The following is a 14,476-nucleotide window of genomic DNA, read 5'->3' on the forward strand; positions in this document are numbered from 1 at the left end:
TTAGAACGAAAGACTTCGTCGCCAGCAGCGCCGCCGCCCTCGTTCAGTGAGTGGGCTTATAGAACTAACCCTCCCAAACAGTCAACACACCAAAACAAAGTTTTTTGACATTTTTGTAACAGGTTGAAAATTAAGGGGTTTTAGCAACCGTTTCCAAAAACGCGCAAATTCGCCGCTCGATCGAGCGATATTTGAGATTCGTTTTCGCCGAATCCCCAGGAATGACTTCGCGAAGGAGACAAGAGCTATATGGGAAGCCTGAGATGGAATTCCAGGGCGCTTGCCTCTTACGTGCCTCACTCGCTAGTTTGGCGGGAAAGAACGATCCGGCGGAGTGAAAAATGCTTGTCCTCGATGAAGAACAGACGCGCGCGGCCCTGCCCTGGCCCGAACTGATCGAGGCGATCGCTGCCATGTTCGCGAGCGAATGCGTGATGCCGGTGCGCCACCATCACGACATGGACGTGCCCGGCGAGGAGAGTGCGACACTGCTTCTGATGCCGGCCTGGGTTCCCGGACTCTATGCCGGGGTGAAGGCGGTTTCGGTTTTTCCAGGCAATGTGCGGCGCAGCCTGCCGGCAATCTCTGGAACCTATCTTCTTTCCTCCGGCGCAACTGGTGAAATGCTCGCCGTGATCGACGGCGGTGAGCTGACCGCGCGGCGAACGGCGGCGGCATCGGCGCTGGCAGCCCGTTATCTCGCCCGCCCGGATGCGGAAGAAATGCTCGTCTGCGGAACCGGGCGGCTGTCGCTCAACCTGATGCTCGCCCATGGCACGACCCGCCCAATCAAGAAATACAGGATCTGGGGCCGCAACGAGCAAGCGGCAGAGAAGATCGCAGCCGAAGCACGAGCGTTCGGCCTCGATGCCGAGGCAACCGCGGACAGGGAAGCCGCAGCGCGAACGGCCGATATCATTTCCTGCGCCACGCTTTCGGGCGAGCCGCTGATATCAGGCGAATGGTTGAAGCCCGGCGCCCATCTCGATCTCGTCGGCGCCTTCAAGCCAAGCATGCGTGAAAGCGACGACGAGGCTATCCGCCGCGCTTCGGTCCATGTCGATACCCGCGCCGGCGCCACCAGCGAGGCCGGCGATATCGTCCAGCCGCTGAAAAGCGGTGTGTTACGACTGAACGACATCAAATCAGAGCTTGCGGAACTCGTCAGCGGCGCGCATGGCGGGCGAAGCCATGACGAGGAAATCACGCTGTTCAAATCGGTCGGCGCGGCGCTCGAGGATCTCGCCGCCGCCATCCTTGCCTATGAGACGGTGGCAGGCCGCAAGTGAAAATCGGTGCATCATTGCCGGAGCTTCCGGTTTCCCATGTCCTGCCTGCCGTCGCCACGGCGCTGGCCGAGCAGAGGCGCGCCGTTCTTTCCGCCCCGCCCGGCGCCGGCAAGACGACGCTGGTGCCGCTTTCCCTGCTCGACCAGGCCTGGCGCGGCGACGGCAAGATCATCCTGCTGGAGCCGCGGCGGCTTGCGGCGCGGGCGGCGGCAAGTCGGATGGCGTCGTTGCTCGGCCAACAGGTCGGCGAGACGGTCGGCTACCGCATGCGCCTTGACAACAGGATATCGGCCGCGACGCGGGTCGAAGTGGTGACTGAAGGGGTTTTCGCCCGGATGATCCTCGACGATCCGGAACTGACCGGCGTCTCGGCGGTACTCTTCGACGAATTCCACGAGCGATCGCTGGATGCCGATTTCGGGCTGGCGCTGGCGCTCGACGTCCAGTCGGCCCTGCGCGAGGATTTGCGCATTCTCGTGATGTCAGCAACGCTCGACGTAGAGCGCGTAGCCGCCCTGCTCGATCACCCTCCTGTCATCGAAAGCCTGGGGCGCAGCTTTCCAATCGATATCCGTTACCAGGACCGGCCGGGCGGCGAGCGCATCGAGGATGCGGTCACACGGGCGATCATCGATGCGCATGCCGACGAGGACGGCTCGATCCTTGCCTTCCTGCCCGGCCAGGCCGAAATCACGCGGACCGTGGAGCGCCTGCAGGGACGATTCGGGCCTGAAACGCTGATTGCACCCCTTTACGGCAATCTCAGCCAGAAAGAGCAGGATGCAGCGATCCGGCCGGCACCGAAGGGTACCCGCAAGATTGTGCTTGCCACCTCGATCGCCGAGACGTCGATCACCATCGACGGCATCAGGATCGTGATCGACAGCGGGCTGCAGCGCCTGCCGGTCTTCGAAGCGTCGACCGGGATCACGCGGCTCGAAACGGTGCGGGTGTCGCGAGCCTCTGCCGATCAGCGAGCCGGCCGTGCAGGACGAACGGAACCCGGCATCGCAATCCGGCTGTGGCACCAGGGGCAGACGGCGGCACTGCCGGCCTTCACGCCGCCGCAGATCCTTTCCAGCGATCTTTCCGGGCTGGTGCTCGATCTCGCGCATTGGGGCGTCCAGGATCCAGCATCCCTTGCCTTCGTCGATCAGCCGCCGGAAACGACACTCAGGGAAGCACGGGCGCTGCTCGGCCAACTGGGCGCGCTCGACAGAGACGGCGCCCTGACGGCGCGCGGCAAGGTGATGCGCGATCTCGCTTTGCCGCCGCGGCTTGCCGCCATGGTCGTATCAGCAGGCGAATCGGGCCATGCCCGCGATGCGGCGATGATCGCGGTGCTCCTGACCGAACAGGGGCTCGGCGGAACGAGCGTCGACATCGAGGAGCGGCTGCGACGCTTCAAGGCCGAGCGCGGCGAAAGAGCCGATGCCTCGCGACGCCTGGCGGGGCGGCTGGGCGCCGGCCTCGACACAGTTCCTTCAGCAGCGCCGGCGTTGGCGGGCCAACTTCTGCTGCATGCATTTCCGGACAGAGTAGCACTTCAGCGCGGCGGGCGCGGCCGATTCGTGATGGCGAACGGGCGCGGGGCCGAGCTACCGGAAACCGAGAGGCTCGCCGGCAGCCAGATGCTTGTCATCGCCGACCTCACCGGACGGGCAGCGCAGGGGCGGGTTCTGGCCGCCGCCGAGGTGACGCGCGCCGACATCGAAGCGGAGCTGCCCGGCGAAATCAGAACCGAGGACCAGACATTCTTCGACCGGCAGAGCCGGCAGGTCCGAGCGCGGCGGGCGACCCGGCTCGGCGCGATCCTCTTCGAGGAGACGCCCCTGCCGCGCCCTTTCGGAGCCGCCGTCACCCAGGCGCTGATGGAGGGGGTACGCGAGCTCGGGCTCGATCAGCTTGCCTTCTCGAAGGAGGCACTGCAGCTTCGCGAACGGATCGGCTTCCTTCACCGGACGATCGGCGATCCCTGGCCCGACGTCAGCGACGCCGCCATGCTTTCCCGGCTGGACGATTGGTTCGCGCCCTTCCAGACGGAGGCCCGCAGCCTTTCGGAGATTTCTGCGGGCGGGCTTTCGAACGGGCTGATGTCGCTGGTCCCGCACGACCTGCAGCGCGATCTTAGCCGGCTTGCGCCGACGCATTTCGAGGCGCCGACCGGCCAGCGGCATCCGATCCAGTATGAAGGTGAGGAGCCGGCGCTGACGATCCGCGTGCAGGAGCTGTTCGGGCTGAAGCAACACCCGGCGATCGCGGGAGGCCGCCTGCCGCTGCTTCTGGAACTCACCTCGCCGGCGCACCGGCCGATTCAGACGACGCGCGACCTGCCGGGCTTCTGGGCCGGCTCGTGGAAGGACGTGCGCGCCGAAATGCGCGGACGCTATCCCCGGCACCCCTGGCCGGAGCGGCCGGAAGAGGCGTTGCCGACGACACGTGCGAAACCGCGTGGTACATGAGGGCCATCCAAGGAGCCCCAGGGCATGATCGACAAGACGGAAAGCCATACGCTGGAAGACCGGCATAACAGCCGGAAGCTGCGCCTGCAGACGCTGGTGCGATTGCGCTGGCTTGCCGTCGGCGGGCAGGCGCTGACGGTGTTCATCGTTGCCTTCTGGCTGAAATTTCCCTTGCCGCTGGTTGCGAGCTCCTCGCTGATTGCCGCCCTTGCCTGGGTGAATTTCTATCTGACGATCCGCTATCCGACGACGCACCGGCTGGAGCCGCCGGCCGCCTTTGCGTTGCTTGGCTTCGATCTCCTGCAGCTCTGCGCGCTGCTCTTCATCACCGGCGGCCTTGCCAATCCCTTCGCTGCACTCGTCTGCGTACCCGTCATCATCTCCTTTGCCTCGCAGCCGATCCGCTACAGTACCGCGCTGATCGGCTTTGCGATGGTCTGCATTACGGTGCTTGCCTTTTCGCCCTTCCCGCTGCCCTGGTTCGACGGGGTCGAGATCAATGTGCACAATGTCATGCAGTTCGGCGTCTGGTGTTCGATCGCCTCGACGATGGCGTTTGCGGCCTTCTATGCCTATCGCGTCTCGATGGAGGCGAGCCAGCTTGCCGATGCGCTGGCGGCGACCGAACTGGTGCTGCAGCGGGAAAAGCACCTTTCGCAGCTCGATGGGCTTGCCGCGGCCGCCGCACACGAACTCGGCACGCCGCTCGCTACGATCAGCGTCGTCGCCAAGGAAATGGAGCGGGAACTCAAGGACGACGACCGTTTTCGTGAAGACGTCATGCTGCTGCGCAGCCAGAGCGAACGCTGCCGTGACATCCTGCGGCGACTGACAACGCTTTCCTCCGAAGGCGAAGCGCATATGCGCCGGCTGCCGCTGTCCTCGATGATCGAGGAGATCGTCGCGCCGCACCGCGAATTCGGCATCACACTCGAGCTCATCGAAAAGAGCCCGCGCAAGAGCGAGCCGGTGACCGACCGCAATGCCGGCATCATGTACGGGCTCGGCAACCTCATTGAAAATGCCGTCGACTATGCCAGGGAGAAAGTGACCGTCACGGTCGAGCACGATCACGACAAAGTGCTGATCGTCATCGAGGACGACGGCAACGGTTATGCGCCCGACATTCTGACGCGAATCGGCGAACCCTACGTGACCCGGCGGCAGAAGGAAGATACGGCCGGCGGCCTCGGGCTCGGCCTTTTCATCGCCAAGACGCTGCTGGAACGCTCGGGCGCATCGCTGATTTTCGAGAACCGCGACCCGGAAAGTGCCGGTGCCCGCATCCGCATCGAATGGCCGCGCATGCTGATCGACTCAAATTCGACAAAATGAGCTTATGGGCATAAGTAGAAATTGCGGCTGACCGAGAACGGCGCTCAGCCGCCAGGACCCGAGACGATGACAGAACAGAACCATGAAAATTTCGCCACGTCGGATGAAGACCATATCGGTCCCGATGCCAGCCTGCTGATCGTCGATGATGATGGACCGTTCCTGCGCCGGCTGGCGCGGGCGATGGAAACGCGGGGCTTCCAGGTGGAGACGGCCGAATCAGTGGCGGAAGGCGTTGCGAAATCGAAGGGCCGGCCACCAAAATATGCGGTGGTCGATCTTCGGCTCGGCGACGGCAACGGGCTCGACGTCATCGAAGCTATCCGCCAGCGGCGCGACGACACCAGAATCATCGTGCTGACCGGCTACGGTAATATCGCAACGGCGGTAACGGCCGTAAAGCTCGGTGCCGTTGACTATCTTGCCAAGCCGGCAGATGCCGACGACGTCTTCTCGGCGCTGACGCAGCGCCCGGGTGAAAAGGCGGAGCTTCCGGAAAATCCGATGTCGGCCGACCGCGTGCGCTGGGAACATATCCAGCGGGTCTATGAAATGTGCGAGCGCAACGTCTCCGAAACGGCGCGCAGGCTCAACATGCACCGGCGGACCCTGCAGCGCATCCTTGCCAAACGCGCGCCGAAATAAACTGGCGCGCCAGTATCAGACATCATCCACATCGAACGGTTTCCCGTTCGCCCATTCGGCCATCATGAGCCTCTGGGCGGCGGCCCGCGAGAAATTAAGCGTGACGGACTTGCGCGTGGCAGGGGCCATGCGGTGTTCCGGCGCCTCGCGAATCATGTGGGCGCCATAACCGTCCGAAAGGAAAAGCCCGCATTCCTCGGGAAAGATGTCCAGCGGCACATCCTTGTGAGTCGCGAAGAACAGACGATCGCAATGCGCCCTGTATTCCGGCCATTTGCGATCCACCCTGAAATCCTCGATCGATGTCTTGATTTCGATGATCCAGACCTCGCCCTTTTCCGAAAGAGTGATCAGATCGGCACGGCGGCCGCTCGCAAGCGGCAGTTCAGGCAGCACCGCGTGGCGCATTTCATGCAACAATATCTGTGTTCCGCGCCGCACCATCATGGCTCTGTCCGATTGCCGGCCATCGATTAACGGATTGTTATTGTAAACGCTCAAAATCGTCATGGATAACCATCGTAGGGTCTGGCGTGTTGTTGCAAAAAAACCATGCGCTTCTAATTTGCGCGGCAGAGGGATTTGTCGCACTGCAGTAGTCTTGCAAAGCGCAAGTTAATCGAAAATAAACCATAATCAACGATGGTCGAAAGACCGTTCTCCTTGCCCCAAAACTTCAAGAGTCATCTATGCGCATCCGCAATGCCTTCCCTGTATTTGGCCTGCTGGCGACGCTCGCCCTGGCCGGTTGCTCCACGACATCAGACAGTGCATCCGTTGACGACAAGGGCGCAGGCCCGACGGTCCAGACTGCGCAGATCTTCAATGACGCCTACGGCGTGACGAAGGATGCCGGATACTCCCTGCCGGCAATCCCGATCGACAGGGTCAAGCCGCAGTTCCGCCGCCAAGTCGTCAGCTACCAGACCACCGAGCGCCCCGGAACGATCATCGTCAACACGCGCGAGCGCTTCCTCTATTACATCCTGGCCAACGGTAAGGCGATGCGCTACGGCATCGGCGTCGGCAAGCAGGGCTTCGCATGGGCCGGCACCGCCTACGTCGCCTGGAAGCAGGAATGGCCGACCTGGCACCCGCCGAAAGAAATGGCTGTCCGCCGTCCCGATGTCGCCAAATACGTCGAAGACGGCATGGGTCCGGGCCTCAGCAATCCGCTCGGCGCACGCGCCATGTATCTCTTCAACGAGGACGGCAAGGACACGCTCTTCCGCCTGCACGGCACGCCGGAATGGGCTTCGATCGGCACCGCCGCTTCCTCGGGCTGCATTCGCCTGATGAACCAGGACGTCATCGACCTCTATAGCCGCGTCCGTCCGGGCAAGGCGACCTCCAAGGTCATCGTCATCCAGTAAGCTAGATATCGAATTCGGTATAAAAAAGGCCGCCGGACTATCGTCCTGGCGGCCTTTTCGTCTTCTCCGTCATGCGGACTGCTTCACCTTGAGTTCGAGGCGGCGGCGGTGAAGCACCGGCTCGGTGTAGCCGTTCGGCTGCTCCCTGCCCTTCACGACAAGATCGAGGGCGGCCTGGAAGGCGATCGAATCATCAAAATTGTCCGCCATAGGCTGGTATGCAGGGTCCGATGCGTTCTGCCGGTCGACGACCGCGGCCATGCGTTTCATCGTCTCGACGATCTCAGCCTCGGTGATAACCTTGTGATGCAGCCAGTTCGCCATGTGCTGGGCCGAGATGCGCAGCGTCGCGCGATCCTCCATCAGGCCGACATTGTTGATGTCGGGCACTTTCGAGCAGCCGACGCCCTGGTCGATCCAGCGAACGACATAACCGAGGATGCCCTGGCTATTGTTGTCGAGCTCGCGCTGGATCTCCTCCGGCGTCCAGTTCGGCCGCACGGCGACCGGCACGGATAGGATGTCGGACAGTTTGGCACGGGCGCGATCCTTCAGCCCCTGCTGGACCCTGGCGACATTGACGCGATGATAATGGGTGGCATGCAGGGTTGCCGCCGTCGGCGACGGCACCCAGGCCGTGTTGGCGCCGGCTTTCGGATGGGCGATCTTCTGTTCCAGCATCGCCGCCATCAGGTCCGGCATTGCCCACATGCCCTTGCCGATCTGGGCATGGCCGGAGAGGCCGCATTCGAGGCCGATGTCGACGTTCCAATTCTCATAGGCTGAAATCCAGGCCGCCTGGCGCATGTCGCCCTTGCGAATCATCGGGCCGGCTTCCATCGAGGTGTGGATCTCGTCGCCGGTGCGGTCGAGGAAACCGGTATTGATGAAGACGACGCGCTCGCGGGCGGCGCGGATGCACTCCTTGAGATTGACGGTCGTGCGGCGCTCCTCGTCCATGATGCCCATTTTGATGGTGTTGCGCGCCATGCCGAGCGCATCTTCGACCCGCGAGAAGATCTCGACGGCGAAGGCGACCTCTTCGGGCCCATGCATCTTCGGCTTAACCACATACATGGAGCCGGTGCGGGAATTCTTCTTCCGGCCGGCCGGGCCGATATCGTAAAGCGCAATCAGGCCGGTCACGACTGCATCCATGATGCCTTCCGGCACTTCATTGCCGTCGCGATCGAGGATGGAAGGATTGGTCATGAGGTGGCCGACATTGCGAACCAGCATCAGAGAACGGCAATGCACCTCGAAGGCGGCACCGTCAGGGCCGGTATAGTCCAGATCCGGATTGAGCTTGCGAATGAAGCTCGTTCCGCCCTTTGCCACTTCTTCCTGCAGATCGCCCTTCATCAGGCCGAGCCAGTTGCGATAAACGACGACCTTGTCCTCGCCATCGACAGCGGCAATCGAATCCTCGCAGTCCATGATCGTGGTGATCGCCGATTCCAGCCAGACATCGGAGATATGAGCCGAATCGGCCTTGCCGATCGGCGTCGTCGCATCGATGACGATGTCGATGTGAATGCCATTGTTCTTCAGAAGAATATGCGTGGGAGCGGCGGCATCGCCGCGATAGCCGGCGAAATGCCCGCTCTCCCTGAGCGCTACCCGCTCGCCGTCGATCGATCTGACCACGAGCTCCCCATCCTTGACGGTGAAGCTCCCGACGTCCTTCCAGCGCCAATCCTGCAGCGGCACGGATATGTCGAGGAAATCGCGCACCCAGGCGATGACCTTCTCGCCGCGCTTCGGATTGTAGCCCTTGCCCTTTTCGGCGCCGTCGCCCTCGGGAATGGCGTCCGTGCCGTAGAGCGCATCATAGAGCGAACCCCAGCGGGCATTGGCGGCGTTCAGGGCATAGCGGGCATTCATGACGGGAACGACGAGCTGCGGGCCGGCGATCGAGGCGATTTCGGGATCGACGTTTTGCGTCGAGACCTGGAAATCCGAACCCTCCGGCAGGAGATAGCCGATTTCGCGGAGAAAGGACTGGTATTCGTCCATATCCGCCGGGGCGCCATGGCGGCGATACCAGTCGTCGATCTTTGCCTGCAGGTCGTCGCGTTTGGCGAGCAGCGCCCGGTTTTTCGGGGTGAGATCGTGGACGATCGCCGAAAAATCGACAAAGAACTTGTCCGCATCGACCGCCAGGCCCGGCAGTACCTCCTTGACGAGGAAATCGTGAAGGACGGCTTCGATGGCAAGACCGTTCTTATCAATGCGGCTCATGCGAGATTCTCCCTGGCGACGACTTTGAATGCTGCCACTTTGCCCGGCTTTCATTCATAGTCAATTCCGCAATAATTAGAAAGATTTATGCCATTCTGGAAATTATGCGCCGCGTCACGCGCATCGGCAGTCCATTCTGCGGCTGTGTCGTCAGTTTCTGCACCGGCCACGGATTCGTCTGATCGATGGAATCGAATCGATAGCGGCGCATCAGGACGGCAAGGGCAATCACCGCTTCCTGAAGCGCAAAGGTCGCACCGATGCAGACACGCGGTCCGGCGCCGAAGGGCAGGAACTGGAAGCGTCCGATGGAGCCGCGATTTTCCGGAAGGAAGCGTTCGGGCATATAGGCACGCGGCCTGTCCCAGTAGCGTTCGTGGCGATGCAGCGTCCAGGGCATGATGAGCACGGTGACATCGGTCTCGATCTCGACCCGTTCGCCCTTGGCGCTCGTCCAGGAATCATCCGATATGGCGGCACGATTGATGGATGGCGCCGGCGGATAGAGGCGCAAAGCCTCCTCGAAGGCGGCGCGCGTCTGCGGCATCATATCCAGCCATTCCACAGGCTCGGCTCCCGTGGCGAGCACCGCGTCGATTTCCTGTTCCATCGCCTCGCGGATATGCGGACTGTTCGATACGCAATACAACGTCCAGGCCAAGGCCCGCGCCGTGGTCTCATGCCCCGCACCGATGAAAGTCAGAATATTGTCTTCGATCTCGTCTTTCGTCAGCCCGTCGGGGCCTGTCTGCTCCAGCAGCAGTGTCAGGAAATCCTGAGGTGCGGTGCTGCGATTCGTCTTCATCTTTGCGAGCCGCATATCCATCGTGTCGCGCACGATGGAGCGGAATTTCTCCAGCACTTTCTGACCGCCGATGCGTGTCACACGTGGAACCCAGGACGGTGCGCGCATCAGATCCATCGGATCGATGCGACCCATACGATGCAGGAGTTCATTGACATCATCGGCGAAATGGCCGCTCGAGGTGACGATTTCACCGGAGAACAAGGTCTCCGCAAGAATCGCGAAAGTCAGTTCGGTCATATCGGTGCTGATATCGAAAATTGCGCCTGCCTCAGCCGCACTCTCATATTTGCGGGCATAGTCTTCGGACTGGCGCAGCATTTGCCCGGCGAAGCCTTGGGCATGACGGGGCGTGAAAACAGGCGCCACCGCCTTGCGTGATCTCTTCCAGACGAGACCTTCGGCGGTCAGAAGACCGTCGCGGAGGATCGGACGCAGGACGAGTTGGCGAATATCCGACATGCGGTAGTTATTGGCGTTGTCGACCAGCACATGCTTGATGAGGCCGGGATCGTTGACGATCAGCGTCCGCTGGCCGAAGAAACTGGTGCGGATCCAGGGCAGCGTATAGGACGGCTCGCCCCAGAGTTCGAGCGGGTTACGCAGGATGATGCGGATGATTTCCAACCGGCTCGGCGGCACTGTGCGTGGCAACGGTGCCGGCGGAACGAAGGGATCAGGACGCATGTCCATCATCAAAGCCTTTCGGGGAAGATCGGCGTCTTCCCGGCAAGCTTAAAGCTAGAGCAGGCCCTTGAGCTCGTCCAGCTTGTCGTTGATCAGCCAGCCGTAATAATTCTCCTCCGGCCAGACCGTCGCGCCGCCAGAGCGGTTCTTCGCGGCCAGAGCAGCGGCACGCTGACGTGAGTTGCCGACATTATAAAGCGTCGCCGTCAGGCCGGGATTGCCTGAAATATCCATGCCGGCAATCTCCTTATAATCGTCGATCGACGTGCGGATCGAGGCCGCGACGAAGGCAAGCGAGATGTCGGGATCCATGATGGCCTTGTAGACCGCGCCGGCATTCTTCTCGTTGAGCTTGGGATAGCCCGACACGCGGCTGACGAGATCGGAGAGCATCAGCGCCGTCAGCGGGTTGACCTGGCCGAGACCAAAGGTCTGGCCGGCATAGAAGGGCTGGAAGAAGACCGCGCTGAAGCGGTTGTTCGGGAAGCTCTCGCCGCCCACGGTCTTGCCACGGAAATCGCTTTCCCAGATGTCTTCCCGGCAGGACCAGAGCGTGTAGGAATCACTCTTGCCCTTGCACGCAGCGAATTGCGGCCGTGCGACGAAATCGTCGACGTTTTCGCCGTCATAGGCGAAGCGGAAGCTTTCTCCGGCATAGGAGGCGGCCTTGACGTAATAGGCCTGCAGCCGGTCGTAGGCGTCGACATTATAGGTATGTTCGCCGACGATCGCGCCGATGACGTGGATGGGGTTGATGCCGTAGGCGCTGGAGACCTTGCGGATCTTGGCCATCAGCTCGTGATCGGACGCGAGAAGATCGTGGACCTTTTCGTATTTCCCATCGAAGCTGCTCTTGGTGCCCTTGGTACGCCTGACAGAAGCGCCGGGGATATCGGGCTGCTCGGCATGACGGTTGCCCGCCGGCACAGTCTGCATTGCGAAAGCGGGCGCCGAATTCACCAGGGCAACGGCAATCATAAGGCTTGTCAAAAGGCGTCGCACGATCCGCTATCCCGTCCGTTCATCGTCCTGTTCGCGATGCGGCTGACTGGACCAGAATCTTGGCCGAATAAAGCCGGAGCGGAAAACAAAACGGGCCTTCACTAGAAAGTAAAAGGCCCGCTGTCGAGGGTTGAGTTCGTCACAATCCGTCATTCATACCGGGAAAGGCATGAAGCGGTGCGCCGATATCACAGGATGAAGCGCGAGAGATCCGTATTCTGGGCGAGATCGCCGACATGTTCGCGCACATAAGCGGCATCGATCGTGACTGCCGTCCCACCCCGATCCGGCGCGTTGTAGGAAATATCGTCCAGGACCCGCTCCATCACCGTCTGCAGACGGCGAGCGCCGATGTTTTCGACGGAGGAGTTCAGATGCACGGCGACATCGGCGAGCGCGTCGATCGCGTCGTCGGTGAAATCGAGGCTCAGGCTTTCCGTCTCCATCAGCGCGCGGTACTGGCGGATGAGGCTCGCTTCCGTTTCGGTCAGGATCCGGCGGAAATCTTCCTTGTTCAGCGGACGCAGTTCGACGCGGATCGGCAGACGGCCCTGCAGCTCGGGGAGAAGATCCGAGGGCTTGGAGACGTGGAAGGCGCCGGAAGCGATGAAGAGGATATGGTCCGTCTTGACCGGTCCGTACTTGGTCGAAACCGTCGTGCCTTCGACCAGCGGCAGCAGGTCACGCTGGACGCCTTCGCGCGAAACGCCGGCGCCCATGCCGCCGTCGCGGGCTGCAATCTTGTCGATTTCGTCGAGGAAGACTATGCCGTCATTCTCGGTGGAGCGAACGGCCTCGCGCTGGATCACCTCGTTGTCGATCAGCTTGTCGGATTCGTCGCGGATCAGATCGGTGTAGGAGGCCTTGACCGTCGTGCGGACCTTCTTGGTGCGGCCGCCCATTGCCTTGCCGAACATTTCCGACAGGTTCAGCACGCCGATATTGGCGCCCGGCATGCCTGGAATTTCGAAGCCGCCCATGCCGGAGCCGGCATCGGCCACCTCGATATCGATTTCCTTGTCGTCGAGTTCGCCGTCCCTGAGCTTCTTGCGGAAGCTTTCGCGCGTGGCGGGCGACGCTGTCGTGCCGACCAGCGCATCGAGAACGCGTTCCTCGGCGCTCACATGGGCCTTCGCCTGTACCTCGGCCCGCTTCTTCTCGCGCACCAGGCCGATGCCCACTTCGACGAGGTCGCGGATGATCTGCTCGACATCGCGGCCGACATAGCCGACTTCGGTGAACTTGGTGGCCTCGACCTTGATGAAGGGTGCGCCGGCGAGCTTTGCCAGACGGCGGGAGATCTCGGTCTTGCCGACGCCGGTCGGGCCGATCATCAAGATATTCTTCGGCATGACTTCGTCGCGCAGGCTCGGGTCGAGCTGCTGGCGGCGCCAGCGATTGCGCAGCGCAATCGCGACGGCGCGTTTGGCATCATGCTGGCCGATGATGTAGCGGTCGAGTTCGGAAACGATCTCGCGGGGGGAAAAAGTCGTCATTGGGTGTTATTCTCCTGGCGGTCCAGGGCCATCAACAGCGCCCGGCCGTAATTCGTCGTTGTTTCGCCAAGTCCTTGAAAGCCCGCCTTGGTATAGGCTCTGATTGCGAATGCATTATCCGGATGCGGATCGACGAGGATCCGCTGCGCGCCCTTTGCAAAGAGCATATTGCAGAACTCTATCATAAAGGCCGGTCCATGACCCTTGCCCGCGAGTTCCTCGACGCCGATGAACTGATCGATGCCATAGGTGCCCTTCGGCTGACCGGCGAGCGCTTCATCGTCCTCGTCGTCGAGATCGGCCGCTTGAATAAAGGCGAAGTCCTTTCCGTCAAGCGCGACCATGAAGCACGAGACGGACGCCGCATCGATATGCTCTTCCATCGAAGCCAGCGCCTTGGCCGGATTGCCCCACCAGCGCCTGACATGCCGGCTCTCCAGCCATTTGGCGAGGAGCGGCAGGTCAACCGCGGCAAGTGGCCGGAAGGCATAGGGTTCAGCCTTCGGCATCCAGCGATTCCACCACAACATTGTGGTTCGTGTAGACGCAGATGTCGGCGGCGATATCGAGGGCGCGGCGGGCGATTTCTTCGGCGGATTTGTCGCTATCCATCAGTGCGAGGGCGGCCGCGAGGGCAAAATTGCCGCCGGAACCGATCGCCGTCGTGCCATGTTCCGGTTCCAGAACGTCGCCATTGCCGGTGATCGCGAGCGTGATCGACTTGTCAGCGACGAGCATCATGGCTTCGAGATTGCGCAGGTACTTGTCCGTGCGCCAGTCCTTGGCGAGCTCGACGGCCGCGCGCATCAGCTGGCCGGGATATTGCTCCAGCTTCTTTTCCAGCCTTTCGAGCAGGGTAAAGGCATCGGCGGTAGCGCCGGCGAAACCGGCGATGACTTCGCCCTTGCCGATGCGGCGAACCTTGCGGGCATTGCCCTTCATGACGGTCTGGCCGAGGCTCACCTGGCCATCACCCGCCATCACTACTTTACCGCCTTTTCGAACTGTAATGATTGTTGTCATAAAACACCTGTCTGCCCATTACGCGGGCCGTTCCTCTAGACCGCATGCCGGCCTTGTTGAACCCTATGTAAGTGGGCCGGAGCCGATTGCAAATGGGCCGGCTTTTCTCTTCCCCGGC

General features: G+C 61.8%; 12 protein-coding genes. 5 read left to right on the plus strand and 7 right to left on the minus strand.

Annotation, left to right across the window (positions count from 1 at the left end):
- Positions 1 to 341 precede the first annotated feature (341 nt).
- The 4 genes from lhpI (at position 342) to EFB14_RS28145 (ending at position 5,731) form a co-directional block, all read left to right on the plus strand.
- The gene (gene lhpI, locus EFB14_RS28130) at positions 342 to 1,289 is read left to right on the plus strand and encodes a bifunctional Delta(1)-pyrroline-2-carboxylate/Delta(1)-piperideine-2-carboxylate reductase (protein WP_126829782.1); all 948 of its coding nucleotides are present in this window, start codon (positions 342 to 344) and stop codon (positions 1,287 to 1,289) included.
- A complete protein-coding gene (gene hrpB, locus EFB14_RS28135) occupies positions 1,286 to 3,751 on the plus strand; it encodes an ATP-dependent helicase HrpB (RefSeq protein WP_126829784.1) in 2,466 nt (821 codons plus the stop codon). Before lhpI ends, hrpB begins: the two co-directional genes overlap by 4 nt.
- 24 nt (positions 3,752 to 3,775) lie before the next feature.
- Positions 3,776 to 5,086 (plus strand): ActS/PrrB/RegB family redox-sensitive histidine kinase, encoded by a 1,311-nt coding sequence (locus EFB14_RS28140; protein WP_126829786.1) that lies wholly within the window; start codon positions 3,776 to 3,778, stop codon positions 5,084 to 5,086.
- Positions 5,087 to 5,152: 66 nt separating this feature from the next.
- Complete coding sequence (locus tag EFB14_RS28145; RefSeq protein WP_126829788.1) at positions 5,153 to 5,731, plus strand: ActR/PrrA/RegA family redox response regulator transcription factor; 579 nt, start codon at positions 5,153 to 5,155, stop codon at positions 5,729 to 5,731.
- 15 nt (positions 5,732 to 5,746) lie between these two features.
- On the opposite strand, the gene EFB14_RS28150 is transcribed toward EFB14_RS28145, so the two are convergent.
- On the minus strand, positions 5,747 to 6,241 hold the full coding sequence (locus EFB14_RS28150; protein WP_126829790.1) for an MmcB family DNA repair protein: 495 nt from the start codon (positions 6,239 to 6,241) through the stop codon (positions 5,747 to 5,749).
- A 179-nt stretch (positions 6,242 to 6,420) separates the two neighbouring features.
- Here EFB14_RS28150 and EFB14_RS28155 point away from each other — a divergent pair, with 179 nt between their 5' ends.
- Positions 6,421 to 7,104, plus strand: a complete 684-nt coding sequence (locus EFB14_RS28155) for a L,D-transpeptidase (protein ID WP_125849606.1) — start codon at positions 6,421 to 6,423, stop codon at positions 7,102 to 7,104.
- 69 nt (positions 7,105 to 7,173) lie between these two features.
- Here the strand turns inward: EFB14_RS28155 and EFB14_RS28160 are convergent, their stop codons facing one another.
- From EFB14_RS28160 to hslV, 6 genes are all read right to left on the minus strand, one after another.
- The gene (locus EFB14_RS28160) at positions 7,174 to 9,345 is read right to left on the minus strand and encodes a malate synthase G (protein ID WP_126829792.1); all 2,172 of its coding nucleotides are present in this window, start codon (positions 9,343 to 9,345) and stop codon (positions 7,174 to 7,176) included.
- 85 nt (positions 9,346 to 9,430) lie between these two features.
- Positions 9,431 to 10,843, minus strand: coding sequence for a cytochrome P450 (locus tag EFB14_RS28165; RefSeq protein WP_125849739.1), 1,413 nt, complete (start codon positions 10,841 to 10,843; stop codon positions 9,431 to 9,433).
- A 48-nt stretch (positions 10,844 to 10,891) separates the two neighbouring features.
- Positions 10,892 to 11,839, minus strand: a complete 948-nt coding sequence (locus EFB14_RS28170) for a DUF1402 family protein (RefSeq protein ID WP_126829794.1) — start codon at positions 11,837 to 11,839, stop codon at positions 10,892 to 10,894.
- A 188-nt stretch (positions 11,840 to 12,027) separates the two neighbouring features.
- Positions 12,028 to 13,335 (minus strand): ATP-dependent protease ATPase subunit HslU, encoded by a 1,308-nt coding sequence (gene hslU, locus EFB14_RS28175; RefSeq protein ID WP_125849612.1) that lies wholly within the window; start codon positions 13,333 to 13,335, stop codon positions 12,028 to 12,030.
- The gene (locus tag EFB14_RS28180; RefSeq protein WP_126829795.1) at positions 13,332 to 13,844 is read right to left on the minus strand and encodes a GNAT family N-acetyltransferase; all 513 of its coding nucleotides are present in this window, start codon (positions 13,842 to 13,844) and stop codon (positions 13,332 to 13,334) included. Before EFB14_RS28180 ends, hslU begins: the two co-directional genes overlap by 4 nt.
- Complete coding sequence (hslV, locus tag EFB14_RS28185) at positions 13,831 to 14,358, minus strand: ATP-dependent protease subunit HslV (RefSeq protein ID WP_126829797.1); 528 nt, start codon at positions 14,356 to 14,358, stop codon at positions 13,831 to 13,833. Before hslV ends, EFB14_RS28180 begins: the two co-directional genes overlap by 14 nt.
- Positions 14,359 to 14,476: the final 118 nt, after the last annotated feature.

It is taken from the genome of Rhizobium fabae (assembly GCF_003985135.1).
GTDB lineage: Bacteria > Pseudomonadota > Alphaproteobacteria > Rhizobiales > Rhizobiaceae > Rhizobium > Rhizobium pisi.